Raw genomic sequence first — 25,644 nt, 5'->3', positions numbered from 1 at the left:
TAAATGTCAAATTACAAATTCTCCTGGTTAATTATTCTTACTTTATTCTTAACTATAACTTATTATTTTCTTTGGGAAACACTAAAGTAGGTTTGAATTTTTTTGCTTCTTCAAAGCTCATGGAGGCATAGCTCATAATTACTACAATATCGCCTGCAATAATTTGTCGGGCAGCCGGGCCATTCATGCAAATAACACCCGATCCACGTTTGCCTTTAATAACGTAGGTTTCCAGCCGGGCGCCTGTATTAATGCTTACCACTTGTATTTTTTCAAATTCAATTAAGTTAGCAGCCTCCATTAAGTCTTCATCAATGGTGCAACTGCCTACATAATTCAGGTTTGCCTCTGTAACAACAGCCCGGTGTATTTTCGATTTCAGGATTTCTATTATCATTTCGCTGCAAAATTAATAACTAATAACAATTTGCAGGTAGAATTAGTTTAACGGCATATTGTCAATTAAACGCACTTCGTTTAAAAAGGCGGCGCAAAGGGCAACAAGAGGGGTTTTGCCGTCCCAATTTTCTACAATGGATAGATCATTGGCATCGCAAATTTCTACATAATCTATTTTGAAATTTTTATCTGCTAAAAAAGTGGCAGCTTTTGTTTTTAGATTGCTTAATGAGCCAGGTTGAAGATTTTTTTTAATAAGTAAAAGATCTTCAGATATAGCAGTTGCCTGTTTTCTTTCTTCAGCAGTTAATCGCATGTTTCTGCTACTCATAGCCAGTTTGTCATTTTCTCTGAGTGTAGGGCAAATGATAAGTGTCGTATCCAAATTTAATAAACCGATCAATCTTTTAATGACCATACATTGCTGGTAATCTTTTTGTCCCATGTATAAATTATCAGTAACAATAATGTGGAGCAATCTATCCATTACCATACAAACCCCCTGAAAATGTCCAGGTCTGAATTTACCTTCCAGAATAGTTTCAAGGTATCCCAGGTCGTATTGTTTCTTTTCAGGAGGATAGACAGGATATATTTCTTGTACAGGTGGAAGAAAGAGCACATCACAACCTGCTTTTTCCAGCATGTAAATATCTTTTTCGGTAGTAACAGGATATTTTTCCAGGTCCTTCGGATCGTTGAACTGAGAAGGGTTTACAAAAATGCTGCAAATGGTCAGATCATTATCAAGCCTGCTTGCTGCTACCAGCGAAATATGCCCTTGGTGCAACGCCCCCATGGTAGGTACAAAACCAATGTTGCAGCCTTCATTTTTTTTGTTTTTAAGAAAGGACGTTATCTGTTCAACTGTTTTAAATAATATCATTTTTCTGTTGCTAAAAAATCGGTAAATAATGGCAAATACTGAATTGCCGAAAAAAATCTGTACTTTTGCAGCCCTCTTTAAGCCTGAAGACAGACTATACAATTAAGCACAAATGTCAACAAAAAAACGAATTTTATTTATTGCCAACGAAATGTCGCCTTATTTGGAGCTGACAGAATTTGCAGAAACCATTAATAAACTGGCTGTAAAGGCAAATGACAACAACATGGAAGTGCGTTGCATTATGCCAAGATTTGGCGTTATTAATGAAAGAAGGCATCGGCTGCATGAAGTGGTAAGGCTTTCCGGGATCAATGTATCCATTGGAGGAGATGACTACCCGTTGGTAATTAAAGTGGCATCTTTACCCAATGCACGCTTACAGGTGTATTTTTTGGATAATGAAGATTTCTTTAAACGTAAATCTATTTTTCATGACGAAAATGAAAAATGGTTTGATGATAATGGATTAAGAACAGTATTGTTCTGTAAAGGTGCTTTAGAAACCGTAAAAAAATTCGGCTGGCCTCCTGATCTGATCCATTGCAGTGGTTGGATGACAGGCTTGATTCCTTTGTTTATTAAAACAGCTTATAAAAAAGAACCTGTTTTCAGCAATTGTAAAGTTGTTTATACCATTGGGCAAACTACTTTTAAAGAAAAGCTGGGAACTGACTTTGCCAAGCTGGCAACTATCAATGACAATGTTGGAAAAAAGGAATTGGATATTTTAAAAGATGCCAATAACGTAGCGTTATTCCGAGCCGGCGCTTCTTATGCAGACGCCATTACTTTTGGCGCTGAAAAGGTAGATAAAAAGTTAACGGAAGAGTTTAGTAAAGTGAAAGGAAAGAAAACCTTGCCATTTAAAGAGGATAGTGATTTAACAGAGTATTTACAATTATATGCAGACCTTGCGAAGTAACTGATTAACACCTATTAAACAAAGTATTCGTGCAAAAAAAAGTCTTCAGTTTTTTTTCAATAACAATAGTTTTTCTTTTACTGATTAATGCCGGTTGTACCAAGATAACTACCACAGATGTTGGAGGTGATCTTATTCCGGCAGTAGATAACGTACATACTTTTGATACCGCATTTACGGTGAATGCCACACAGGGTATGTTCACCAATGATTCTACCGTTTCGGGAGCATATGACAATGTGGTGTTTGGGAGCATCAGCAATGATCCGGTTTTTGGAAAAACTACCGCTAACGCATATCTGCAATTAAAACCTCCGTTCTTTCCTTACTATTTTGGCAACAGTGGAGATACTTTAATTGGATTAGATTCTGTCGTGCTTTGTCTTTCCTTCAGGGGATATTATGGAGATACTACGTTACCGCAGCATTTTTCGGTGTATGAAATTCCAACCACTGCTGATTTTGGGAATTTTGGCAATGTGAACAAAGATTCGGCTTATTTTTTAAACTATCAACCTTCTCAGGTAAGCAATACTGCTATTGGTAGTGTTACCATTGATGTTCGCAGCCTTAAAAATTATATATTTCTCGCAGGAGGCACTGATTCTGTAAATAACCAGATCCGCATCAAACTAAGCAGCGATTTTGCCAATAAGCTATGGAACATGGACTCGTCCAACAATCCACTGCATAATGCATTTGTTTCCGACTCTTTGTTTAAAACCTTCTTTAATGGTTTTGCAATTGTAGCAGATCCTTCATCAGGAGGCAATGGATTATTTTATACCAACTTTACTGATGCTACTACAAGATTAGAAGTTCATTATCGTAAACAAAGAAATAATGTGATCGATACAGCCTATTCATCCCTTGTTTTTACAACAGATACTACCAGTACAGCGTCAATGACCGCATGTGCGCATGCTAATTATTTGAAAAGAGATTATGCAGGTGCCGAGATCAACTCGCCACAACCTGATGCACTTTATATACAGGCTACGCCCGGCTCTTATGCCACTATTGCTATCCCGGATCTACAAAATTTTGCCAACTGCATTGTACATCGTGCAGAATTAAGTTTTGAAGAAATTCCCGGCAACCAAGCTTTAGATAATGCGCTAAAACCGCCAACCTATTTATACTTTGATCTGGTTGATACGCCATCATCCAACAATAAATTCAAACCCGTTTATTACGATCTAAACCCTTATGATGCTTATGATCCCGATAATAGCACTGTATTTTTACCTTCCAGTGGTATAAATTATAATTATTTTGGAGGGGTAAGTAAATTTAAGACAGATGGTTCAGGTAATAATATTGCTTATTATAATTTCAACCTGTCGAGATATGTACAACATATCGTAACCAATAAACTTCATTCCTATAACATACGTTTATATGCACCATTTGAATTGAAATATTATAACATACTAAATGCATTTGGAAACAGTTTGGCATATGGAAGGGTAAAAATCGGAGGTCCGGGTAATACGGCACATCCTATGAGGTTTCATATCATTTATTCTAAACTATAGTAAATTGGTATAGTAATTAATTGTTGGTGAAAAGATATTTAAAGAACTGCTTTTCATTACACATTACAATCATATATTTGCAATCTCAAATAAAACAACATGCCTTATTTATTTACTTCAGAGTCCGTTAGTGAAGGCCACCCGGACAAAGTAGCTGATCAGATCAGCGATGCCTTGATAGATAATTTTTTAGCATTTGATGCAAACAGTAAAGTTGCTTGCGAAACATTGGTAACTACCGGCCAGGTTGTATTAGCGGGTGAAGTTAAAAGTAAAGCTTACTTAGATGTGCAGGATATTGCACGTGATGTAATTAAAAAAATAGGATATACCAAAAGTGAGTACATGTTTGAAGCAAACAGTTGTGGTATATTATCTGCTATACATGAACAAAGTGCTGATATCAACCAAGGGGTTGATAGAAAGAAAAAAGAAGAACAAGGTGCCGGCGACCAGGGAATGATGTTTGGCTACGCTACCAATGAAACAGAAGATTACATGCCATTGGCTTTGGATCTTGCCCATAAATTATTAATTGAGTTGGCTGCATTAAGAAGAGAGAATAAGCAAATTAAATATTTGCGTCCTGATGCGAAAAGCCAGGTGACATTGGAGTATGATGATCATAACAAACCTGTTCGTATAGATGCTATTGTTGTTTCTACACAGCATGATGATTTTGATTCAGAAGAAAAAATGTTGGCAAAAATTAAAAAAGATATCATTGATATTTTAATACCAAGGGTGAAAGCCAAGTATAAAAAATATGCGCATCTTTTTAATAAAGACATTAAGTACCACATTAACCCAACCGGCAAATTTGTAATTGGCGGTCCTCATGGTGATACAGGTTTAACCGGTCGTAAAATCATTGTAGATACTTACGGCGGTAAAGGTGCACATGGCGGAGGAGCTTTTAGCGGTAAAGACCCAAGTAAAGTAGACAGAAGTGCTGCGTATGCGACACGCCATATCGCTAAAAATTTAGTAGCTGCAGGCTTATGCGATGAAATATTAGTGCAGGTTTCTTATGCTATTGGCGTAGCACAACCTACCAGCATTAATGTAAATACTTACGGCACTGCAAAGGTTGCATTGAACGATGGACAAATCTCTAAAATAGTGGAAGGTATCTTTGATATGCGTCCTTATTTTATCGAGCAACGTTTAAAATTGCGTAACCCAATTTATAGCGAAACTGCTGCTTATGGTCATATGGGCCGCAAAAATGAGGTAGTTGAAAAGTCGTTCAAATCACCTGATGGTAAAGTAGTTAAGAAGAAAGTAGAATTATTTACCTGGGAAAAATTAGATCATGTTTCAAAAGTGAAGAAAGCTTTTGGATTAAAATAATTCAATTCAATTTTTGATAAGGCCCTGCAAGCACTTCTTGCGGGGCTTTTTATTTTAAAGTTAATATAATGCACAACATCGTTAAGAAACCTTATATTTGTTCCTTATATCAATACCCTCTGCCAAGCCACAAGGTGCCATCGATTCTTATCTCCCAAGTAAGATTTTATCAATTGTTATATATCGCATGAAATTATTGTATTTTATTTCGTTTTGTATTCTAATTCCCTGCATAGCTATTTCTCAGACCAATTTTGATTTTTATCTAAGCAATACAGGTAATGATTTGAATGCAGGGACTTCTGTAAACAGCCCTAAACAAACAATTGCAGCTGTGCAGCCATTGCTTAAAAAAATATTTAGTGACAATGGAAGTTTATCATTAGGCTTGAAAAGTGGAAATGTATTTAATGAAACACTTACGTTGCAAAACCCTGTGCAAATAAACACTTATGGTGGAAATGATTTTGCAATTTTCAAAGGGTCGGAATCATTTGACGCAGGTTGGGTAAAAGCACCCGGAACCAGTAATACTTATAAACAAACAATAAAATTTACGGGTTTTACAGGTCGTCAAATTAATGCTATAGGACAATACAGCTATATTTACGTACTCGAAATCGATAAGCAATTAGAGAAATCTGCTCCATTTACAGCACGTAAGCCCTTGATTTTCCTGACTAACCAAGATGATGTTGACAAAACTCCAGGTTCTTTTTATGAACCTATTACTGACCCAAAGGATAGTGCTGTAACGGTATATATACACACAAGCAATGGAAGCAGCCCAAATAATAATTCTAAATATCGGTATGAAGTAACTGTAAGAGCAAGAGCCGTAGATGATGCACTTTATTCCGGCAATCGATTCGAGAATTTATGGGTATATGGTTTTGGTGCCGGGCAGGGGTTATTACCTGGTGGAGAAAATTCTTATTACAATAAGGTCATTTTTGGACCAGGCGCAGCTATTCATCATTCAGTGATCTCTAGTGGGACTGTAACTAATTCTCTCTTTTTACCTGCTCCCTTGAATGCAAATGCTTATTCAATTGTTTTTTATAACGTAGAAGGTTTTCATGCTGTAAATTCGGTATCCAATACAATTTTTCTAGATATTCCTACACCAATTTATTCCCATACAAGCTATGGAACTACATACAATAAACTATTAGTAGATAAAATAGCAGCATTTGGACCTTCATATCCAAGTTCTCTTTTTGTTTCTGCTGCTAACACAGATTCTACTATTATTACAAACTCATACGCAGAAAATTTTAATTCAGGGTATATTAACGGCTCATCATACGTATCACTTAAAGATTGCTATTTCAGAAATGTATGTAACGGAATTATATCAAATTCAGGGGGTACTATAGCTGTTAATAATGTTTTAATAAAAGCAAATTCAGGTGTTCTTGTTAGAGGAGTACAATGTAACATGAATACTACACTTAATCTTAGTAATTCGATCATTAGTCTTAACGGGTCACTGGGTGGGACATTTGTAATAGGAGCAATAGAGCCAACAAACTCAATTACAGCTAATGGAAATATTTTTATTGCAGAAGGCAATGCAACGATGGCTTATGTTGTTCAGGGAACTGCGCAAAATAAATGGAATAACAATGTATATATCAATTTGGCATCGCATGGCTTAGTATGGAAATTGGATCTTAATACTTATACCACCTTTCAACAATGGCAGCAAAAAACAGGCTTTGATAAGAACGGTTTGTATTTTGATCTTCGAAAAGATCCTCGTGGATTAAAAGCAATTTTTGTTGATCCTGATAATGGAGATTTTGAATTAGCCAATACCCCCGAAGCGGATAAAATAAGAGCGATCCGTGCTGGTATGACCAACCCGTTAACTTGTTTTCCTAAAAAACCAACTTATGAAGAAGCCGCAGATATGATACGTTCCGGTCAGGTACTTACCGTTAATTCCTGTACCCAACCTTGTGTGGAAGGAACAATAAGAGGAGGGTCTTATTTATATTCTCAACCTTTGCCAAACGGAACTTTACAGTTACAATGGACGAATGATGAACAAACCAACATCGATCATTACGAAATAGAGAGAGCATTGTTTCCAACAATGGCTTTCTCCAATATCGGTTCTGTCCCTGCAGGTCCTTTCCCAAACTATTCTTTTGTAGATAGTGATATTCCTTCTATAGGAATTTATAATTATCGTGTAGCAGTTGTTTCTAATAATAATGATAAATGTTATTCATATACCAATACCGTTACTTTAGATAAGATCGGTAACAGCGATGAGCATATTTATCCAAACCCTGCTTTTAGCCTTATAAATATTCCATTAAAAAAATATTCCGGAGAAGTGTATATATCCGTATTAAATGGAATGGGGCAAGAGGTAGCTTCTAAAAAAACAGATGCAACTGTTGAACCGGTAACTTCCATGAATCTTTCAAAACTTCAGCGTGGGGCATATTGGTTAAAAATTACAGCGAAGGGGGTAAGCAAATTACAGTCTTTTGTTCTTCAATAATTATCTTGCAGCAAATTTTTTGTATGTCAATAATCGACTGGATCGGTTTTGCAGGTGTAACTATACTATTAACCGCTTATTTTTTGAATCTTGCTGGTAAAATAAGCAACGATAGCACTATTTATATTGTGTTGAATATAGCAGGAGGTTCTATTGCCTGTATAGCTTCTATATTGCTACACTATATTCCTTTTATTATTTTAGAAACTGCCTGGACGCTGGTTTCTATAGTCGGGTTGCTCAATCGGCGAAAACCTTCAAACTAAGGCTTTTTTTCTTCAGTATCTATATTTAACGCCCAGGGTCCGTTACCAATGATCATAAAATAAATGAGCAACAACAATACTATAACAGAAAGAAATAATTCTGAATAAGGTCTGAAAATTCCTTCTGCTGAATTCACGAAAATAATAGCGCCAACGAGTATAGGTATTTGAATAGCACAGGCAAAACGGGTAAATACTCCAACCGTCATTAAAATACCACCTATCAAGTGAGCAAAAGCAACATAGTGTGCCAATAAAATGATCATTAACCCGCTGAAAGGAGATCTTAGGGTCATTAAGCTGGTTAAAGTGCCGGAGTTTTGCAAATACTGATATCCCTTAAAACAAAGAAAGATTCCTAATACCATTCGTATTATGTCGAGCCATTTAGGATGATGCAGATCCCCCCAATGCTCTAAACGATGAATGAGGTTCATATAGCAAGATTTAAGTGAAGAAATAAAGAGCTACTATAAATTTAAGCAAATTAATCCGTTGTGTCAACAGCTATTTCTTGTTATAACATTCATTTTGCGGTGTGTTTACATATTCTGTAAGAAAATAACTTTCTTTGCCATGTGAAAAATTTCAGACCACAACAACGCCCCAAAAAAAATACATTAGTAATAGGTTTTAAAGCTATTTCCGAAGCGCTGCAAAGCGGTAAACAGCTGGAGCGCATCTATTTGCAAAGTACCCGGCACGGTGCTGCTGTAGATGATATTAAAAAATTGGCAGCAACATTTAATGTTCCTATAAATAAAGTGCCGGTTGAGAAATTAAATGGGTTCAATATTTCCAATCATGATGGCTGTGTAGCTGTTATTTCCAAAATTCAATACCAGGATCTACAGCAGGTAATTTCATTTATTGTAGAAAAAGGGGAAGTGCCTTTGTTCCTGATATTAGATGGTGTTACCGATATACGTAATATTGGCGGTATTGCCCGCAGTGCTTTTTGCTTTGGCGTAAATGCCATTATTATCCCTGATAAAGGTGTAGGCGCATTGAATGAAGATGCTATAACGACGTCTGCCGGTGCGTTGGAAAAATTGCCGGTATGTAGGGTAAACAGTTTAATGAAAGCGGTAGATGAATTGCATTTAAATGGCATAAAAGTATTTGCCAGCGAAATGAAAGCGGCTAAAAAAGTTTTTGATATTGATCTTACGGAACCATGTGCTATTGTTATGGGAGGAGAGGAGCATGGTGTTTTTCCTGCATTGATGAAAATATGTGACGAACAATTTCAAATACCAATGCCGGGAGATTTTGAATCATTGAATGTTTCTGTAGCTGCGGGAGTTATTTTATATGAAGCGATGAAACAGCGAAACAGCTAAGATCAAGCACTTCCGGTTGTTGAAGGAACAAAGCAATCGGAAGTGCGCAAATAATAGTAATAATTTTTGATTAGCTTTTTACTGCATTAGCCATTGTAGCAGACCTGATCGTTTTAAGTTCTTCTTTGGTGTTATAATTGTCTACAGCTCCACCAAGAGTAAACAGGTCAATAAAAGCACCTATGCCGAAAAGTCCTCCGGTAAAAAACCATAGGATTCCTTTCCCTGTTTTACCTAAATAAAAATGCTGGATACCTAACACTCCAAAAATGCTAACCAGCCATAATAAATAAGCAGTTCCTTTTGATTTCATAAAACGTTTTTTAAGTTTTGATATTTAATTTGTTTGTTTTTCGAAATTGAAAAACTTGATTCAAGATAAAGATAATTGTTGAATATTTAATTTTATCGTATTTAATTATTGGTGAGTGTTCAATAACACAATCAGATAAGTAGAATACGCAAAAATGTATTTTAGTAAGGTTGATTTTTGTTGTAATAAAGATGAATGACGGGATATTTTATTTCTCTTATTGGAAACGATTGAATGAGATATTTGTTTTGAACATTTATCAGGGTTATTATTTAAATTCAAAAAAGAAAAATACTGCCGCAGCCCATGTAAGGGGTACGTTGTTTGCATATCCTATTATTGAATGATGCCAGTCTCGAACAGTTCCATCCGCATCGATATATCCAATAATTGAATAATTCCAATCTCTTATCGTGCCATCAGGATCTACATATCCTATAGTCGAATGATGCCAGTCTCGAACAGTTCCATCCGCATCAATATATCCCATTACAGAATAATGCCAATCGCTTACTGTGCCATTGGGATCAATATATCCTGTTATTGAATGATGCCAATCTCTTATGGTTCCATCATAATCTGCATAACCGAGTATTGAATGATGCCAATCTTCAAAAGAGCCTGCATCAGGATTGTCTGGTAGGTAAATAGGTTTTTCACAACCAATTAAAAAAACAATCAACAATATAGAGATAAATGCTTTCATGAAACTAAGACTATAGGGAACTAATTAGTTTAAAAAACAATCAAAGTTTGTATCTCTTATATTATTGAAAAACTTCAACAGGTTACAGTCTCAATAAAATTATTTTTGAATGACCACTCTATGCGGAATAGGCCCGGCTATACCATTTGCATCAAACGCATTTTTCACCAATTCCTGCACGCCAAAAAATACATCCCAATAATCTGTTTGTGTAGTATAAGGTCGAACAGCCAATGTTATCATGCCATCGCCGATCTTTGAAACGGCCACTTCCGGAGCAGGATCTTTTAAAACTTTAGGATGTTGCAGCATCGCTTGTATAGCTACTGTTCTTGCTTTATCAACAGGAACATCCAGGGCAACGGCCATGGTTATATCAACACGTAAGGTGCCATGCGTGTTAAAGTTTGTAATAACACCGGTAGAAAGTGGCCCGTTGGGAAGTATTACTGTTTTATGATCTGGAGTTAATAAAGTAGTATTGAAAACGCCTTGTTCAGTTACAGTGCCAATACAGCCTTGCGCTTCAATAATATCGCCTATTTTAAACGGTTTAAATATCAGCATCATTACTCCACCTGCAAAGTTGCCCAATGTGCCGTTCAGGGCAGAGCCAATAGCAACACCTGCACCAACAATCAATGCCGCAAAGGAAGAGGTGTCAACGCCTAAAATACCAAAGATGGTGATCACGAGCAGCACCAAACAAATGATCTTAAAAAAAGAAACTAAGAAGGATTGTAAAGAAGCATCGAATTTACGGGCAATAAGCGTTTTGCGGAGTAGTATAGCAAGCCTGCCAATGATCCAACTGCCAATGAGGTAAAATAAAATGGCGCCAATAACTTTAGGTGCATAGCTAATAGCGGTGGCTACAAATTTGTGAGCAATGCTGGTGCCTTTGTCTAAAAAGGCTTGTTGCAAAAGAGGAAAATTCATGTTGATAGTTTTAAGTTTTAGAAAGATACAATAAAAAAATGCAGACTGAAAAGCCTGCATTTTAAAATATTATAAAGACTGTCTGAGTTAGATATCGGTTGCTTCGCCATAAGCCACAGCGGTTGCTTCTTTTATAGCTTCGCTGATGGTTGGGTGCGGGTGAATAGCATTCAATAATTCATGACCGGTTGTTTCCAGTTTGCGTGCTGCCACAGCTTCTGCAATGTTTTCGGTAACGCCGTAACCGATCATATGACAACCTAAGAATTCACCGTATTTTGCATCAAAAATAACTTTTACAAAACCTTCTGTAGCGCCTGCAGCAGTAGCTTTACCACTTGCTATGAAAGGGAACTTACCTACTTTAATTTCATAGCCTGCATCTTTTGCTGCTTTTTCGGTATAACCAACGCTGGCAACTTCGGGCGTACAATATGTACAACCCGGAATATTATTATAATCAATAGGAGTAGGATGATGACCAGCTAAATGTTCTGCAGCATTGATACCTTCTTTGGTAGCGACGTGAGCTAAAGCCTGTCCCGGAGTACAATCACCAATGGCATATAAACCCGGAACACTCGTTTGCTGGTTGGCATCTACAATTATTTTTCCTTTTTCAACTTTTACACCTAATGTTTCTAAACCAATGTTTTCAACGTTAGCAACAACACCTACGGCACTTAAAACAATATCAGCTTCTAACGTAATTTCTCCCGTTTGCGTTTTTACTTTTGCTTTTACGCCGGTACCGCTTGTATCAACACTCAACACTTCGCTGTTGGTCATAATGTCGATACCTTGTTTTTTGAATTGTTTTTCCAGTTCTTTAGAAATGTCTTCATCTTCAACCGGAACTATTCTTGGCAAGAATTCAACAATGGTTACTTTGGTTCCAATGCTGTTATAAAAATAGGCAAACTCAACACCAATAGCACCGCTACCTACCACGATCATGCTTTTAGGTTGTGTAGGTAATATCATTGCTTCACGGTAACCAATAATTTTTTTACCATCTATTGGTAAACTTGGCAATTGACGGGCTCGGCCGCCGGTTGCAATAACAATGTTCTTTGCTTCCAGAGTTTGTTTGCTTCCATCAGCGGCTGTTATTTCCAATTTATCTTTAGCTAAGAACTTGCCGGTTCCCATTATCACATCTATCTTATTCTTCTTCATTAAGAATTGAACGCCTTTGCTCATTTTATCTGCTACACCACGACTGCGTTTGATAACCCCACCGAAGTCGGCCGTTGGATTACTGATGTTAATTCCATAATCAACCGAATGTTTGGCATATTCAAATACCTGCGAACTTTTTAATAATGCTTTGGTAGGAATACAACCCCAGTTTAAACAAATGCCCCCTAAGCTCTCTCTCTCTACAATTGCTACTTTTTTGCCTAACTGACTTGCTCTTATTGCTGCAGGATAACCACCGGGTCCGCTGCCTAATACAATTACATCGTATGCCATGTTGATCGTGTATTTAAGATTTAATATTGAATGCTTTATTGCGGTTGCGAAGTTAATATTAAACAAGGGAAACAGCAAAAGGTTGAGGCAGAGAGTATCTCAATCGATTGCGTTGATCTTAGGTGCAGGTTGAAAGGCATCGATAGTGTATCCCGGAGTTACCTGAGTCTACTCAACTTCTTTGCCATTAATATCTATTTTTCCCTGTACTATTTTACCGTTTATTTCGATAGAAGTTAATAAATACGTTCCATCATTTGATAAAGCGACCTTATCATATAATGAAGATATTTCTTTACCGTTGACAGGATCGATCAGTACAATTTTTTTCAACCTGGATCCAAGTAGAAATTTTTGCCCAAGAATGTTCAACTTATCGTAGACTATAGGAACTATCAAGTTTAGATCAGCATTCACCATACCATTCCTGCCATTTTTTTTAACTCCTGTAAGGCGTAATCCGGAAGGCTTAAATTTGGGAGAAGTTATTCCGATGTCGTCAAAATAATCGCTTTGTGCAATTGTTCTAATAGTGCTGCCGGTATTTCTTATTCCAAAAATTTTCACCTGCACATCTTTTTTAGCCCATATACCCAAGCTATGTGGTTTAAGTTCATCAAATTCTATAGGAACAATAATTTCACCAAAACTATTTATAACACCCCATTTGTTATTTCTTTTTACCGCAAGTAGATCGCTGCTGAAAACATCTGAACTATCAAAGTATTTTTTGTAGTGAGATGCAGAATTATAGCGGGTTATTCCTTTTATGATGTATTCAATGTTGTCAATTTTCCATTTTATGGTTGAGCATTTTTCTTTGCCGTCTTTTATTAAATGGATCAAGATATAAGTAGTATCGGTTTTTTTCAACGGGCATTGAAACATGAATAAACTATCCTTACTTAAAATATAAAAACTATCATTAAGGCTTTGCGATTTAGGGATATAATTATTGTCTGATAAAAAATTGTAAAGGCATTTTTCTGTTGCAGAGAAATTGGTAAGCGGCTTAGAGTTTTGGCAAAAAGAAAAACCCGGATGCAAATAAAGAACAATAAAAAGGGTATATCTTAATTTTATTTTAGAAGCCATAATTATTTCGTAGTTGTAGAAGTTTTCTTCTTTTCTTCTTCCATCCTGTGCTCTGCAATTGCTTTTAAAGAATTAATACTAACATTTAATTCAAAGCCTATCAACAACATTAAGGAGTTGATATAAATAAGCGCCATTAAAACGATGATGGCACTGATAGAACCATACAACGCATTATAACGCCCGAAATTATTTACGAAAGTAGAAAAGCCATAAGTAGCCAATAAGCTTAAAGAAGCTGCCAGTATAGTTCCCGGCGATTTTAAGCTCCATCTTTTTTTTACCGCCGGCGCTAACTTGTAAATAAATGCAATCGAGTAATACATTAGTGTAACGATCAATATCCATCGCAGGTAAATAATCGTCTCTCTTATAGCGGCGCTTTGAATACCGATCCATTTTAAAGCAGTACGTTGCGTTACCAATAAGATAAGGCAGCTTAATACTAATCCAAATATCAACATAGTAAGCCGAATAGCGATCCAGCGACTGCGCAGCCAATGGCGTTTTTCAAAACCTAAATAATTTTTATTGAAGGAACGCATTAGCCCGATCATTCCGTTGGAAGCAAAGAATAGTGCCAGTATCAAACTGGTAGAGATCAATTCGATGCGGGGGGATTGGAAGAAAGTGCTGTTGATGAAATTAATGATAGAATCATTGTAGCCTTTAGCGGGAATAATATCCCGTATCAAGAAAGTGAGCTGCTTTTTAAGATCTAACTTTTTTATAAAAGGAAGACTTGGTAATAACGTAAACAGGAATAATAAAGAAGGAGGTATCGCCATAATAAAATTGTAGGAAATGGCGGAAGCTCTTTCTGTAAGACTGGCTGTTTTTAATTGCTTTCGGAAGAATTTCAGTACATCAAATAACGGCACGCCTTCAAAGCCGGGTAATATCCAGTGTTTGCTTTTGCGTACTACAAAAGAAATAGGAGGAGTTGTTAATATAATGCGTTCGATCTTCAGCATTTACAAACACAATATAAGAAGCTATTTAATATTAATACTATCTAAGTAGCGTTGATACATTTTTGCATAAATACTGTGTTGCTGGTACGTGCTTGCAAAATTGGAAAGTCCTGAATTATTAGGTTGCGCTACAAAATACAGGTAATCGGTTGCAGGTGCGTTCAAAACAATATCGATCGTTTTAATAGAGGGAGTACAAATGGGACCGGGCGGCAATCCTAAATGTGTATAGGTATTGTAAGGTGATTCGGCGCTGCGATTGATATGCCCATCATAAATCCTTTTTAAGGTAAAATCTTTTAATGCAAATTTTATTGTGGGATCAGCCTGTAGCTTCATATTGGTTTTTATGCGGTTTAAATACACGCCTGCGATCTTACTTTTCTCTTCATCAAACCTTGTTTCTTCTTCAATGATACTTGCCAGTGTATATGCCTGAACCATCGTTAAGCCTTTTGCTGCTGCCTGCTTTTTTCTTTCATCCGTCCAGAAACGTTCATGTTCTGTAAATAACTTTTTAAAGATGCGGGAGAAAGACGTATTCCAGAATAAATTATAAGTGTTTGGAAAGACAGCCGTCATCACGGTATTACTATCCAGGTCATATGTTGTAAGAGAATCATTGCTGTTCAGGAATTTCATAACATTTGCAGAGTCACATTCAAAATTGGCAGCGATCTTTTTTGCCAGGTCTTCTTTTGTACGGAGTTTGGTAATTACAAGATCAACAGTTGTTTGACCGCCGGATTTTAATTTGCGTAAAATGCTGAATAAGCTTGCGCCATTACTTATCACATATCTTCCGGGTTTTACCGTATTGTCATTATATCCTGTAACGGCAGCCAGTTTTGTGAATAAAGCTGTACCGGAAAGAATGTTTTGTTCTTCCAATCCATGAACCACATCATTAAAGCTGCTGCCGGTATGTATGTAAAAGTTTTTTTTGCTTTCGTTGAAATGGGTGCTGCTGCCAAATAAAAGCCATACCACACCAATTGTTATTGCCAGGATTATTAAAAAGAGGAAGCGGAAAAGTTTTTTCATTTTTTACACGAGTTTTAAAACACGAATTATACGCAAGTAAAATAAAAAACCCTGTCGTTATGCGACAGGGTTGTGAATATTTTATAAATATTTATTTTGATGGTTGATTGCCGGGCAAAGTTCCTGTATTGCCGGAAGGAGCTGCCGGAGGTGTTGCAGACGTTTTTTGGATCAGTTCTCCACTTTTAGACGAACTGCCAGCCTCTTTTGGAATGAACATAGGAGACAGGATGCATAAAATAGCCAAAAGACCGGCAAAGATCCAGGTTCCTTTTTCCAATATATCGGTAGTTTGTTTTACCCCCATTAATTGGTTGCCGATTCCGCCGAAACTGCCTGATAGACCGCCTCCTTTAGGGTTTTGGATCAATACGATCGCTCCTAAGATAACTGCTGATAAAATGATCAAAATAATAAAGATGATTAACATGCTAATGCGCTTTTAATTGCTCAATTTTGGCTGCAAAGTAAGCACTTTTAGAAGGATTGAGCAAACTTAATTTTTGCCATACTTCAATGGCTTTTTCTATTTTGCCCTGTTGTATCAAAACCTCAGCCATTGTTTCGGTAACTATTTCATTCTCTACATTCGACTTTTCGGCAAGTTTTTCTATTGAATTGTCTGTAGCTGTGTTTAGATCGATGGTAGGCTTGTTCACATTGATCTTTTTCATTTCCTTTAACCATTGTGTAAAGCTCTTTAACTGGTTGCCTAATTTATCTGCCGGTTGAACATCCGTACTTAATTTGATTCCCTGGCTGGCAAAGTAATCAGTTGTATGCAAAGGCTCAAAAAGCAGCTCGGTGCCGGAAATAGTTTCCTGTTTAAAATTCAAAATTGGGAGCGGCGGCTCATTCGGTGTTTCTGCGGGTATAATTTCTGGTTCTTCAGTTGCCGATGCGACGCTTTCTTTGCTTGCAAATTCCTGCGGTTGTTCTATGTTTTCTACCTCTTCGTGAGTAGGCTCGTTAACCGGTATAATAGTGCTTTCAGGCTCATTCGCCGGAACAGTATCTTCAATAGCCGGGGTTTCAGTTACTGTAGAAGTAATATTAGCAATTTCTTCATTGGTATGCATTAGCTGAAAATTCACCCAATAAGAATTGTTCAACAGCAAATTTAGTTTTGCTGCTACCTGGTTGTAATCAGCATCGCTCTCCGGTTTCTGTTGCAATAAATAAAATTGCACAGGAGCAAAGAACGCATATTTCTCTGCCAGCTGTTGCAGGTATTCAACATTGCCGGCAGCAGTTATATTTCTTTTAAATAAGGCTTCAAAAAGATCAATAGAAGAACGCATAATTCAAAACTAACTTACAAATAACAAATACCAAAAAACAAATTCAAAATCGCAATTCCAAGGATATTTTATTCGATTACCAGTTAGAGAATATCTTATTAAAGATACCATCAACCGTATTCGAAATGATCTGGTCGCTTAAAGAACCTTCTGCTTGCGTTAGGGTTTGAGATGCGGGGAAATCGAAGTTATTGGAAATATCCGCTTCAAAGTTTTTAGTAGGGTCGATATTGTTTTTAAAGATCAGATGAAAGCTGACCGTTAACCGGTTGGTAGCAACGGAAGCGCCACTGATGCCGCTGGTGCTTACATCGTATTGCGATACAAAACCGCTGATATCATAATGAGCGCTGTCATCGTTGGTTTGACGTAAGCGGGTATTGCCGATAATTTTTTGTTTTAGTTTTTCGGTGAGTTGCGGACTTAATTGTGTATTAATATACCGGGCTTTGTTCTCCAAATAATTTACCCTGAATGTTTTTACATCTACGGGAATAGGAGAGGTATCTTTAAAAGAATACTTGCAGGTGGAAAAGCTGAAAGCGTAAAGCACTAGGCTTAACCCTACCAACAACTTTAATGAGGCAATGTATCTATTAAACTTTTTGCTTTTTGCCTCTACATTACTCTTCAATATCATACTCTTTTAATTTTCTGTAAAGTGTTCTTTCACTTATACCCAGGTCGGCAGAAGCATCTTTACGTTTGCCTTTGTGTTTTTTTAATGCCTTGATGATAAGCTCTTTTTCCTTATCCATTATGCTTAATGATTCTTCAACATCTTCATGATGATCTATATTTCCGGAACCATTCTGATTAATAATTACAGGTTGTGACGGCTGCTGACTATATGATGTAACGGGAGGAGCCGAGGGAATTTCTGAAATAAGATTATCGTTATAAACAGGGATATGCCTTGCACCATTAGGATTCTGCAACATATCAAACAATATCTTCTTCAGTTCGGTAACATCCTTCTTCATGTCGAAGAACAATTTGTATAATATCTCTCTTTCATTGGCAAACTCCTGCTGGCTAACAGCGCCTTTGCCACTAACCAGAACGGGTAAACGATTCTGGCTATGATCGGGCAAAAATGCCTGCAGATCTTTTGCGGTAACAGTTTTTTCTTTTGCCAAAACAGATATTTGCTCTGCCATATTTTTTAACTCTCTTACGTTACCGGGCCAACTGTAATTAGCCAACTCTGTTTTTGCCTCTTCATTTAACTGTATGGGAGCGCCTTTATAACGGTCTGCAAAATCAGCAGCAAATTTTCTGAACAATAAAGGGATGTCTTCCTTTCTGTCTCTCAATGCCGGAATGCGGATGGGCACTGTATTTAAACGATAGTACAGGTCTTCTCGGAATTTGCCTATCTGTGTAAAATCCAACAGGTCCTTATTGGTAGCTGCAATTACACGCACATCGGTTTTTTGTACTTTGCTGCTTCCTACACGAATGTATTCACCGGTTTCCAGTACACGCAACAAACGGGCTTGCGTACCCAACGGCATTTCACCAATTTCATCTAAAAAAATTGTACCGCCGTTCACTGTTTCAAAATAACCTTTACGACTATCAACAGCGCCGGTGAAAGAACCTTTTTCGTGTCCGAATAATTCGGAATCGATGGTGCCTTCGGGAATAGCGCCGCAGTTAACCGCAATAAAAGGATTGTGTTTTCTTGCAGATAAAGAATGTATGATCTGCGATATTACTTCTTTACCTACACCGCTTTCACCATTTATCAATACGCTTAAATCTGTATTGGCAACCTGTGCTGCAATATCCAATGCATGATTTAAAGCAGGGGAGTTGCCTATGATTCCAAAACGGTTTTTAATACTTTGTATGTCTGCCATATTTCTTAGCTCCAACAAAAAGTAAATAATTACTAATTGTTAATTATAGATTATTAATTAACGATCGCTTCTCCAATTAATGTTCCTGCCGTACAGCTATTCACTTTTACATATACATATTCACCGGGCTGGTAATTTTCTTTCGGAAAAACAATTACTTTATTCTGATCGTTTCTGCCATATAAATGCTCTTCACTTTTTTTAGAAATCCCTTCTACTAATACTTTAAATGTTTTGCCTACTTCTTTTTGCATGCTTAATAAAGAATGAGTGCGATGCAATGCTACCATTTCCTGCAATCTTCTTTTCTTCACTTCTTCAGGTATATCATCTTTGTATCTTCTTGCCGCCAATGTACCGGGACGTTCGGAATAAAAATACATATATGCCAGGTCGTATTTGCAATATTCCATCAGGCTTAATGATTCCCGGTGCTCTTCTTCTGTTTCGGTACAAAAACCGGTGATCATATCGGTAGATAATCCGCAATCGGGCAATAATTCTTTAATACGATTTACCTTAGCGATGTACCATTCTCTTGTATACGTTCTGTTCATCATCTGCAACACCCTGCTGCTGCCGCTTTGTACAGGCAAATGGATGTAGTTGCAAATATTCTCGTACTTAGCCATCGTGAATAATACTTCATCTGTAATATCTTTCGGATGAGAAGTAGAAAAGCGCACACGTAATAAGGGAGATATCAGTGCTACTCTTTCCATCAGCATGGCAAATGTTACTGTTTCACCTTTTTGCTCATCTGCCCAATAATAGCTGTCTACATTTTGCCCCAGCAAGGTTACTTCTTTATAATCAGTATTAAATAACTCTTCACATTCTTTAACAATACTATTGGCATCGCGGCTACGCTCACGGCCACGGGTAAACGGAACAACACAAAAAGCACACATATTGTTACAGCCACGCATAATGCTTACAAACGCATTAATGCCATTGCTGTTCAAACGAACGGGTGAAATATCCGCATAGGTTTCTTCGCGGCTTAATAAAACATTCACTGCTTTTTGTCCGCCTTCTGCTTCTTCAATTAAAGCAGGTAATGTTCTGTAAGCATCCGGTCCTACCACTATATCCACCAGCTTTTCTTCTTCTAAAAATTTATCTTTCAAGCGTTCCGCCATGCAGCCCAATACACCAATAACCAAACCCGGTCTTTGTTTTTTCAGGCTTTTAAATTCTGTTAAACGCTTACGAACGGTTTGCTCTGCTTTTTCACGGATAGAGCAGGTATTAATGAAGATCAGTTCCGCCTCTTCGGCATTTTTTGTAGCACCAAAACCATTGGTTTGAAGGATAGATGCCACCACTTCCGTATCTGCAAAATTCATGGCGCAGCCATAGCTTTCAATATAAAAATACTTTTTGTATTGAGCGGTATTATCTATGGCGTATGCCTCTCCCTGGCGGGATTCGTCGTGCACTTTACTATCAATTAATAAGCCTTCCATGTAGAAATTTAGTCTGCAAATATAACTAAAACAGATTGATTGCTGACGTTCTGGCAGATAAGGAATGTTAAAGATGTTTACGCTTAAGAACGTATAACAATTAAAAAAACTACTTGATGTTTGATAGATATTTTACATAGCCTTCTTTCTATAGCCGGTGCAAGCCTTTACATTTGATCTATCAATCTCTTCTATCGTATTTTCTAATTTTAAAAACTATAGGTACCATGATCACGAATCTGAACAACGTACACTTTACCCAGGCAGAAAAAGATGAAATCAATCAACACTGGACTGCCATTCGCCAATTAATTGAGACTAAAAAGAAAAACCTTACGCCGGAAGAGCGTAAGAAATATGGCAGTGTTGCCGAGCAAAACAAGCTGGTTGTAATGAAGGTATTGGAATACAATAAAAATCAGCCGCACCTAAATTGTCCTGAAGTTGATTATGTAGAAACAATCGCCGATTGGGATGACAGAACTTTTGTTGCAGGCTTAATAAGCGGCATGGCAGAAGCCAGTTTGATTTTTGATAATATCCGCATTACGCATGATTATGATGCTTACAATGCCGCCCGTACAGATTACAATTACGTAAAATACCGTATGGAAGCAGGCGATGCCGGTGCCGGCTGGGAAACTAAATACAATGACCTGTTGCCGTTTTTTAAAACAAATAACAATGGTGGAGACAGCGATACGCCTGATGCACCTGCTAATAATAGTTGACTTGTTCGTAAGTAAGGTTTAAGTGAATGCCCGTTGAAGAACGGGCATTTTTATTTAATTGAATTATTACCAGCAAGTTAGGCTTATGGAACATAGGTACTGCATGTAACCGGAATAGGTGTGCAACGTATGGCGACAATGTATTGAAGTAGTCGTATACACATAGCGAAGTGGTGGTGTATACGTTAAATATAGATGGCGATTGTGTTGTTTATGGAATCACCATTTCCAAATTATGTATGGATACCTGTTTAAACAAGTGATGGGGTATAGGTTGTTAAGAGGTGGTGCATAGGTTAAACATACAATCGTATTTACTTACTAACGTATGCGTGTTTGGTTGGTTAGAGAATCGACATTACTTCGGGATGTATGAGGTACTATTTCGGGATGTATTAGGCATCATAATATTCACTTTTAAGCAACGTCTCTCGCAGGAGACGTTGCTGGGAATAAAGTTATTAACGCAACGCCCCTAAGGGAGATGTTGTCGGGAAGAAATGTTTCTAGCTTAAATTATGCCATTCGTGGGTACAACTACTTTTGCAAAACAACTCTCGTCGCCTGGTGTCGGCATATTTAAACAGAGTCAGCAATGTTATAAATGATTCCTCTAATTCATTATCAGAAAGGTCGCAAACATAAATGGCTGCAATCTTGTATGGATGTGTCTTGAATAACAAAATAGGTTTTACGGAAAATTTAAGCGACACCATTTCTAAACTATCATCAATCAATTGTTGCTCAGGGTGAGATTGTTCTAAATATAATCGCAGGCAAGCAAGAATATTTCTCTGTTCAGTAGAGTCAATATTCTTAAACCATTTTAAGCCGTCATCAAGACTTAATTTGCCTTGTGCAATTTTATTAATTATTATTTCTTCTTCTGATAGCATGGTGGTCAAATTGTTATTATGTAAGTTAAACATTCGTATAAGCAGGATTACTTCCAGCTAATAAGAACCCTGACACGATTTGTATATTCACTACTAACCATGAACTGCTCAACATGAACTTCCTTGTTTTCCCAAATGGTAGTTTTTTGAGTCCAGTCTTCGTGATCTTCTAATTTTGTTTTTCCATTGTTGCCAAAATATTTTGAAATAAGAGTTGCATTGGTGGTAAATATTTCATTAAGAGAAGGTGTAGCTCCTTTTGATTGGTCCCAGGAATATTCGCTCAGTCTTATCACGCTGTCAGGAAGGGAATAGTAATAACATATATTTATGTTGGTTGGTCCTTTTTGCCTGCTTGAGTTAATTGGTTGTCCCAGTTTAAAGCTATCGGCATGAGGAAAATAATTTTTTGATACACTAAACGTGATGCCATTGTAATAAAACGTCTTGCCATGATTAGCGTATTCAATAGAATCCAGCTTGCTGATAATAGGTCGTTTAAATGAAAAAGTAGTTGGCTGGCTGTAAGAAATAGTAACGTTTAGAAAAAAGAGGATTACCAATAAAGGGAGATGTTTCATAACTGACGATTATAATTGAGAAACAAATATATTAAACTTACACAATGAGGTGTATTAGCTCTCGCTTACATGTTCTGAGATTGAAATTGTGAAGAACAGGTAGTTCAATGATATAAACGAGACACATGCGACAGTGATCTATTTTAAGTATTCATATTTTTCTCTATCGCATAGCTTTCCTTGAGAAAATAACTCTTTGCTTATTAATTTTCCTGTCGCATCATAATTTAAAATTGTTTTATTATAATCCATAAGGTCGTAGATATTCCCAAATCCATCATAGCCCGTCTCAAAAGATGTTATTTGAATTAATTGTTGCTGATTGTTGTAAGTATAAGTGTACTTCTGAAGAATTTTGCCATTCGCCGCTTTCAGTATTTGCCTGGCAAGCTTGCCATTTTTTAGCGATATCAATTCTTCCGTTGCCTGTAAAACGTTGTTACGGTAATATTTTATATGGGTGACGGTGTCAGTATAAGCGTATTCTTTTTTATCATTTATTGCATAATGTACGGGTTCTAATTTTACTGTAAATGAATCATAATAGGTCTTTATGTTTTCGGATAATATCTTACCTGCGGCATTATATGTAAAGCTTTTTTCAATAAAGCATACCCCTTCTTCTTGATAATATTTGTAAGAACTAAGTTTATTGCCAATGTATTGAAAAGTGATTTCATCCGAAAGTGAAGTGCTGTCCCATTTGGATGCTGAAATATTGTTTTCATTCGATGTCCATGAACCGAAATTTTTATGAGACATCAATTGCCCGTTTACATAGGTGTAAATATTTTTGCCACAAACCTTATCATCACAAAAAGAAAGGAAAGTGGTTGTATTGCCCGAATTATCAAAAAGATACTTTGCAGTTATTTTATTTTTTGTTGCAGGGGCAGAGCAGAGGTAATCACTCTTAACAATAACAGAGCTATAACCTGCGACGTTTGGAAAACTGTCGGGGTAAATATTAGGTTGTGCAATTACTACTGCTGTTAAAACGATATAAAAAGAAGTAGTAGAAATGATCTCATGTAATTTTTTTTAAGTGATGAGATGCCGAAAGGCTGAGGTTTCCATAAATAGGAGAATGGATTAATGTAAGTATTTTACTCCCCACAATGAAAAGGGATGCGCCCCTGGTAAACTATTTTATTAAATTTTGTAACAAGCACTTTAACTTCCCCACAGCCTGTATTGTCAATAATAAAATCATAGAAACCACCGAAGTTGGAAAGCTTTTGATTTACTACTCTTTTTTTTCCGTTATAGATCGTTACTTTAAGACTATCAAGGTTTCCAAACAAAGTTACCTGGGTGCGCCTGGATGGTTTTTCTGCATCGCCTCCGCCGATGATCGTATTCCAAAGAACGACAGTTGTATCATTCAATACGTCAAAAGTTGAGCGTGTGCTGTCTTCGTATATTAAATAGGCGGATACTTTTAATCCTGTTGGTGGAGGAGGGTATTCAAACGTTTCGCTTTTTTTGGTCAATTTGACATCTTCTACTTTGATCTCAACCTGTGCCTTTCCGCTGTAACTCAAAAATAAAAACGCTACAAAAAGTAAATATGTGTTTTTAGAGAATGTCATAAAAAAGTTTAGTCTGCGGTATAAGTTATAAATCCACTTTGGATCTTTAATATTTTGCCTTCTTTGTCCTTTGTGATTATCATCTTTTGTGGGTCAATATTTTCTAAGATTTCTGCTTCTTTAAAAACGTGCTTATTGTCAACCGCGTACAAATATTGCCCGGGAATAAGGTGGAATGTTTTGCTGTCAGCGCTGTCCAATTTTACACAAAGCATTCCGCCACTTGTTGGCCTGTAATAGTATGCAAAGCTTTTGTCCTTGGCGAACCAACCATCTAACTGCTCAAAAGTTAAAGGGTCGATATCTTGTGGCAAATTTCCATTGAAATATTCTACTGAAACTAAAGTGTCAACACCTTGAATTTCTCGATCAGCAAATGTCCTTTCAAATAGTTGCCCTGATTTGCTTTTATAAAACTGTGCTTTAACCTTTGTTAAAGAAGAGCTGTCTTTGAGTTCAAGTTGCGCTAAGTCGGTTCTATTTATTTCTTCTGTTTTTGAAATGTTTTTCTTCTTTTGCTCCTTGCAACTCGTTATCCAGAGTAAGAGAAGAAAAAAAGATATGAACTTTGTCTTTGTCAAAATATGTTTAATGAAGGTAATGTCTGTTTAACGTTGCATGCGAGTTCTATGCGTTAGTTCTTAGTTTATCTCCGCAATGACTTCTTCCTCTTTTATTTCATTAAGTAAAGGTTCTACACTTGAATAGTCCTTAACCACTTTTATGGCAAGTAATGCAAGAGGAATTCCAATAATGTTACTGACTATGCCGGCAACAGTAGAAACAATTAATTCGTCAACTGTTTCAGCTTTTAGTGAATAGCGAAAAACAAATTGCCCGAGTAAATTGTTTATGATCCAAAGCGCCCACCACCAGCCAAGGGCATTTGTTGTTAGACTTTGATGAAGAAGCAATCCTTTTCTGGTTAACAGGTCTATTGTTTGTTGATATAATTCTTTCATTATCTGGTATGGTCTGTACAAGCAAATAACAGGAGCAAACCAGCTTCCGGCAGCCCAGCCTTCTGTGAAGGATAAGTGATATACTTTTAGATGTAAATTATAATACGCTCTTCTAAACCATTGAATAAATGTTACGGTTGAAATAATAAATACTATCAAATATAGAATTGCGATGATTCGCTCTCTTATATCATTTGCATTTGCTGTGTTCATTGAAATTTCACCACCATTTGCAACGACCTTAAGTAGCTTATATTGAAAATATCCTGAAATCAATGATATGATTTCCAATGCCAACACGATCCATAAAAGAGTAACTGCATTTTTTGCTCTTTGTACGTTTGGTCTTAAATCTTCCATTTGATTTTATTGTTTGTTTTACAATGACGAATAGATCATAAATATCACTACTCAATTACTTCAATGCCACCAATATAATGTGATTTATGCAATCAACATAATCAATACCTCT

The 25,644-nt window shown here is 36.8% G+C and carries 28 protein-coding genes; 7 read left to right on the top strand and 21 right to left on the bottom strand.

The window, feature by feature from the left end; all coding sequences use genetic code 11:
- Window positions 1-52: 52 nt before the first annotated feature.
- Entirely contained in the window at window positions 53-397 is a 345-nt protein-coding gene (panD, locus tag K9M53_RS10735; protein ID WP_224014689.1) for an aspartate 1-decarboxylase, read from the bottom strand.
- 42 nt (window positions 398-439) lie between these two features.
- Window positions 440-1,285: a pantoate--beta-alanine ligase gene (panC, locus tag K9M53_RS10730; protein WP_224014687.1), complete on the bottom strand. Its 846-nt coding sequence runs from the start codon at window positions 1,283-1,285 to the stop codon at window positions 440-442.
- A gap of 112 nt (window positions 1,286-1,397) precedes the next feature.
- Here panC and K9M53_RS10725 point away from each other — a divergent pair, with 112 nt between their 5' ends.
- The 5 genes from K9M53_RS10725 (at window position 1,398) to K9M53_RS10705 (ending at window position 7,885) form a co-directional block, all read left to right on the top strand.
- Complete coding sequence (locus K9M53_RS10725) at window positions 1,398-2,210, top strand: glycogen/starch synthase (RefSeq protein WP_224014685.1); 813 nt, start codon at window positions 1,398-1,400, stop codon at window positions 2,208-2,210.
- Window positions 2,211-2,239: 29 nt separating this feature from the next.
- Window positions 2,240-3,748 (top strand): DUF4270 family protein, encoded by a 1,509-nt coding sequence (locus K9M53_RS10720; RefSeq protein WP_224014684.1) that lies wholly within the window; start codon window positions 2,240-2,242, stop codon window positions 3,746-3,748.
- 99 nt (window positions 3,749-3,847) lie between these two features.
- Window positions 3,848-5,101: a methionine adenosyltransferase gene (gene metK, locus K9M53_RS10715; RefSeq protein ID WP_224014682.1), complete on the top strand. Its 1,254-nt coding sequence runs from the start codon at window positions 3,848-3,850 to the stop codon at window positions 5,099-5,101.
- Between the two features lie 97 nt (window positions 5,102-5,198).
- Window positions 5,199-7,619 (top strand): T9SS type A sorting domain-containing protein, encoded by a 2,421-nt coding sequence (locus tag K9M53_RS10710; protein ID WP_224014679.1) that lies wholly within the window; start codon window positions 5,199-5,201, stop codon window positions 7,617-7,619.
- A gap of 23 nt (window positions 7,620-7,642) precedes the next feature.
- A complete protein-coding gene (locus tag K9M53_RS10705; RefSeq protein WP_224014677.1) occupies window positions 7,643-7,885 on the top strand; it encodes a CBU_0592 family membrane protein in 243 nt (80 codons plus the stop codon).
- Here K9M53_RS10705 and K9M53_RS10700 read toward each other — a convergent pair.
- Entirely contained in the window at window positions 7,882-8,322 is a 441-nt protein-coding gene (locus K9M53_RS10700; protein ID WP_224014675.1) for a DoxX family protein, read from the bottom strand. The genes K9M53_RS10705 and K9M53_RS10700 overlap by 4 nt on opposite strands.
- Window positions 8,323-8,463: 141 nt before the next feature.
- On the opposite strand from K9M53_RS10700, the gene rlmB reads away from it, so the two are divergent.
- Window positions 8,464-9,228 (top strand): 23S rRNA (guanosine(2251)-2'-O)-methyltransferase RlmB, encoded by a 765-nt coding sequence (gene rlmB / locus K9M53_RS10695; protein ID WP_224014673.1) that lies wholly within the window; start codon window positions 8,464-8,466, stop codon window positions 9,226-9,228.
- A 70-nt stretch (window positions 9,229-9,298) separates the two neighbouring features.
- Here the strand turns inward: rlmB and K9M53_RS10690 are convergent, their stop codons facing one another.
- The 12 genes from K9M53_RS10690 to miaB all read right to left on the bottom strand — a co-directional run bounded on the left by K9M53_RS10690 (window position 9,299) and on the right by miaB (window position 20,410).
- Window positions 9,299-9,541 (bottom strand): NINE protein, encoded by a 243-nt coding sequence (locus K9M53_RS10690; RefSeq protein ID WP_224014671.1) that lies wholly within the window; start codon window positions 9,539-9,541, stop codon window positions 9,299-9,301.
- A gap of 268 nt (window positions 9,542-9,809) precedes the next feature.
- Window positions 9,810-10,247 carry a 5-fold beta-flower protein gene (locus K9M53_RS10685; RefSeq protein ID WP_224014669.1) on the bottom strand — a complete coding sequence of 146 codons (438 nt, stop codon included), beginning with the start codon at window positions 10,245-10,247 and terminating at the stop codon, window positions 9,810-9,812.
- A 99-nt stretch (window positions 10,248-10,346) separates the two neighbouring features.
- A complete protein-coding gene (locus K9M53_RS10680) occupies window positions 10,347-11,186 on the bottom strand; it encodes a mechanosensitive ion channel family protein (RefSeq protein WP_224014666.1) in 840 nt (279 codons plus the stop codon).
- A gap of 87 nt (window positions 11,187-11,273) precedes the next feature.
- Window positions 11,274-12,662 (bottom strand): dihydrolipoyl dehydrogenase, encoded by a 1,389-nt coding sequence (gene lpdA / locus K9M53_RS10675; protein ID WP_224014664.1) that lies wholly within the window; start codon window positions 12,660-12,662, stop codon window positions 11,274-11,276.
- A gap of 168 nt (window positions 12,663-12,830) precedes the next feature.
- Complete coding sequence (locus K9M53_RS10670) at window positions 12,831-13,757, bottom strand: WG repeat-containing protein (RefSeq protein WP_224014662.1); 927 nt, start codon at window positions 13,755-13,757, stop codon at window positions 12,831-12,833.
- 2 nt (window positions 13,758-13,759) lie between these two features.
- Window positions 13,760-14,731: a YihY/virulence factor BrkB family protein gene (locus K9M53_RS10665; protein WP_224014660.1), complete on the bottom strand. Its 972-nt coding sequence runs from the start codon at window positions 14,729-14,731 to the stop codon at window positions 13,760-13,762.
- Between the two features lie 21 nt (window positions 14,732-14,752).
- Window positions 14,753-15,775, bottom strand: a complete 1,023-nt coding sequence (gene mltG / locus K9M53_RS10660) for an endolytic transglycosylase MltG (protein ID WP_224014658.1) — start codon at window positions 15,773-15,775, stop codon at window positions 14,753-14,755.
- Window positions 15,776-15,866: 91 nt separating this feature from the next.
- Complete coding sequence (gene secG, locus K9M53_RS10655) at window positions 15,867-16,205, bottom strand: preprotein translocase subunit SecG (RefSeq protein ID WP_224014656.1); 339 nt, start codon at window positions 16,203-16,205, stop codon at window positions 15,867-15,869.
- A gap of 1 nt (window position 16,206) precedes the next feature.
- Complete coding sequence (locus tag K9M53_RS10650; protein WP_224014654.1) at window positions 16,207-17,076, bottom strand: hypothetical protein; 870 nt, start codon at window positions 17,074-17,076, stop codon at window positions 16,207-16,209.
- Between the two features lie 76 nt (window positions 17,077-17,152).
- On the bottom strand, window positions 17,153-17,716 hold the full coding sequence (gene lptE / locus K9M53_RS10645) for an LPS assembly lipoprotein LptE (RefSeq protein ID WP_224014652.1): 564 nt from the start codon (window positions 17,714-17,716) through the stop codon (window positions 17,153-17,155).
- On the bottom strand, window positions 17,700-18,941 hold the full coding sequence (locus tag K9M53_RS10640) for a sigma-54 interaction domain-containing protein (RefSeq protein ID WP_224014650.1): 1,242 nt from the start codon (window positions 18,939-18,941) through the stop codon (window positions 17,700-17,702). Before K9M53_RS10640 ends, lptE begins: the two co-directional genes overlap by 17 nt.
- Window positions 18,942-18,994: 53 nt before the next feature.
- On the bottom strand, window positions 18,995-20,410 hold the full coding sequence (gene miaB / locus K9M53_RS10635) for a tRNA (N6-isopentenyl adenosine(37)-C2)-methylthiotransferase MiaB (RefSeq protein WP_224014648.1): 1,416 nt from the start codon (window positions 20,408-20,410) through the stop codon (window positions 18,995-18,997).
- 227 nt (window positions 20,411-20,637) lie between these two features.
- On the opposite strand from miaB, the gene K9M53_RS10630 reads away from it, so the two are divergent.
- Complete coding sequence (locus K9M53_RS10630) at window positions 20,638-21,141, top strand: hypothetical protein (protein WP_224014646.1); 504 nt, start codon at window positions 20,638-20,640, stop codon at window positions 21,139-21,141.
- A 506-nt stretch (window positions 21,142-21,647) separates the two neighbouring features.
- Here the strand turns inward: K9M53_RS10630 and K9M53_RS10625 are convergent.
- The 6 genes from K9M53_RS10625 to K9M53_RS10600 form a co-directional block, all read right to left on the bottom strand.
- Window positions 21,648-22,037, bottom strand: coding sequence for a DUF5958 family protein (locus K9M53_RS10625; RefSeq protein ID WP_224014644.1), 390 nt, complete (start codon window positions 22,035-22,037; stop codon window positions 21,648-21,650).
- Between the two features lie 47 nt (window positions 22,038-22,084).
- Window positions 22,085-22,618, bottom strand: coding sequence for a hypothetical protein (locus K9M53_RS10620; RefSeq protein ID WP_224014642.1), 534 nt, complete (start codon window positions 22,616-22,618; stop codon window positions 22,085-22,087).
- Window positions 22,619-22,756: 138 nt separating this feature from the next.
- The gene (locus K9M53_RS10615) at window positions 22,757-23,380 is read right to left on the bottom strand and encodes a hypothetical protein (RefSeq protein WP_224014640.1); all 624 of its coding nucleotides are present in this window, start codon (window positions 23,378-23,380) and stop codon (window positions 22,757-22,759) included.
- A gap of 344 nt (window positions 23,381-23,724) precedes the next feature.
- Window positions 23,725-24,210 (bottom strand): hypothetical protein, encoded by a 486-nt coding sequence (locus tag K9M53_RS10610; RefSeq protein WP_224014638.1) that lies wholly within the window; start codon window positions 24,208-24,210, stop codon window positions 23,725-23,727.
- An 8-nt stretch (window positions 24,211-24,218) separates the two neighbouring features.
- A complete protein-coding gene (locus tag K9M53_RS10605) occupies window positions 24,219-24,791 on the bottom strand; it encodes a DKNYY domain-containing protein (RefSeq protein ID WP_224014636.1) in 573 nt (190 codons plus the stop codon).
- Between the two features lie 60 nt (window positions 24,792-24,851).
- The gene (locus K9M53_RS10600; RefSeq protein ID WP_224014633.1) at window positions 24,852-25,532 is read right to left on the bottom strand and encodes a DUF4328 domain-containing protein; all 681 of its coding nucleotides are present in this window, start codon (window positions 25,530-25,532) and stop codon (window positions 24,852-24,854) included.
- Window positions 25,533-25,644: the final 112 nt, after the last annotated feature.

It is taken from the genome of Ferruginibacter albus (assembly GCF_020042285.1).
GTDB lineage: Bacteria > Bacteroidota > Bacteroidia > Chitinophagales > Chitinophagaceae > Ferruginibacter > Ferruginibacter albus.
Note: the sequence above shows the minus strand (reverse complement) of the source record. Positions and strands in the feature narration are given on the sequence as shown.

Excerpts from the sequence above, each read along its gene's own strand:
- K9M53_RS10615 (WP_224014640.1), bottom strand. The coding sequence starts at position 23,380 with ATGTCTCATAAAAATTTCGGTTCATGGACATCGAATGAAAACAATATT.
- panC (WP_224014687.1), bottom strand. The coding sequence starts at position 1,285 with ATGATATTATTTAAAACAGTTGAACAGATAACGTCCTTTCTTAAAAAC.
- lptE (WP_224014652.1), bottom strand. The coding sequence starts at position 17,716 with ATGATATTGAAGAGTAATGTAGAGGCAAAAAGCAAAAAGTTTAATAGA.
- mltG (WP_224014658.1), bottom strand. The coding sequence starts at position 15,775 with ATGAAAAAACTTTTCCGCTTCCTCTTTTTAATAATCCTGGCAATAACA.
- K9M53_RS10600 (WP_224014633.1), bottom strand. The coding sequence starts at position 25,532 with ATGGAAGATTTAAGACCAAACGTACAAAGAGCAAAAAATGCAGTTACT.
- K9M53_RS10670 (WP_224014662.1), bottom strand. The coding sequence starts at position 13,757 with ATGGCTTCTAAAATAAAATTAAGATATACCCTTTTTATTGTTCTTTAT.
- K9M53_RS10685 (WP_224014669.1), bottom strand. The coding sequence starts at position 10,247 with ATGAAAGCATTTATCTCTATATTGTTGATTGTTTTTTTAATTGGTTGT.
- K9M53_RS10680 (WP_224014666.1), bottom strand. The coding sequence starts at position 11,186 with ATGAATTTTCCTCTTTTGCAACAAGCCTTTTTAGACAAAGGCACCAGC.
- K9M53_RS10620 (WP_224014642.1), bottom strand. The coding sequence starts at position 22,618 with ATGAAACATCTCCCTTTATTGGTAATCCTCTTTTTTCTAAACGTTACT.
- panD (WP_224014689.1), bottom strand. The coding sequence starts at position 397 with ATGATAATAGAAATCCTGAAATCGAAAATACACCGGGCTGTTGTTACA.
- metK (WP_224014682.1), top strand. The coding sequence starts at position 3,848 with ATGCCTTATTTATTTACTTCAGAGTCCGTTAGTGAAGGCCACCCGGAC.
- K9M53_RS10640 (WP_224014650.1), bottom strand. The coding sequence starts at position 18,941 with ATGGCAGACATACAAAGTATTAAAAACCGTTTTGGAATCATAGGCAAC.
- K9M53_RS10690 (WP_224014671.1), bottom strand. The coding sequence starts at position 9,541 with ATGAAATCAAAAGGAACTGCTTATTTATTATGGCTGGTTAGCATTTTT.
- lpdA (WP_224014664.1), bottom strand. The coding sequence starts at position 12,662 with ATGGCATACGATGTAATTGTATTAGGCAGCGGACCCGGTGGTTATCCT.
- K9M53_RS10625 (WP_224014644.1), bottom strand. The coding sequence starts at position 22,037 with ATGCTATCAGAAGAAGAAATAATAATTAATAAAATTGCACAAGGCAAA.
- secG (WP_224014656.1), bottom strand. The coding sequence starts at position 16,205 with ATGTTAATCATCTTTATTATTTTGATCATTTTATCAGCAGTTATCTTA.
- K9M53_RS10630 (WP_224014646.1), top strand. The coding sequence starts at position 20,638 with ATGATCACGAATCTGAACAACGTACACTTTACCCAGGCAGAAAAAGAT.
- K9M53_RS10725 (WP_224014685.1), top strand. The coding sequence starts at position 1,398 with ATGTCAACAAAAAAACGAATTTTATTTATTGCCAACGAAATGTCGCCT.
- K9M53_RS10665 (WP_224014660.1), bottom strand. The coding sequence starts at position 14,731 with ATGCTGAAGATCGAACGCATTATATTAACAACTCCTCCTATTTCTTTT.
- K9M53_RS10610 (WP_224014638.1), bottom strand. The coding sequence starts at position 24,210 with ATGACATTCTCTAAAAACACATATTTACTTTTTGTAGCGTTTTTATTT.
- miaB (WP_224014648.1), bottom strand. The coding sequence starts at position 20,410 with ATGGAAGGCTTATTAATTGATAGTAAAGTGCACGACGAATCCCGCCAG.
- K9M53_RS10700 (WP_224014675.1), bottom strand. The coding sequence starts at position 8,322 with ATGAACCTCATTCATCGTTTAGAGCATTGGGGGGATCTGCATCATCCT.
- K9M53_RS10705 (WP_224014677.1), top strand. The coding sequence starts at position 7,643 with ATGTCAATAATCGACTGGATCGGTTTTGCAGGTGTAACTATACTATTA.
- K9M53_RS10650 (WP_224014654.1), bottom strand. The coding sequence starts at position 17,076 with ATGCGTTCTTCTATTGATCTTTTTGAAGCCTTATTTAAAAGAAATATA.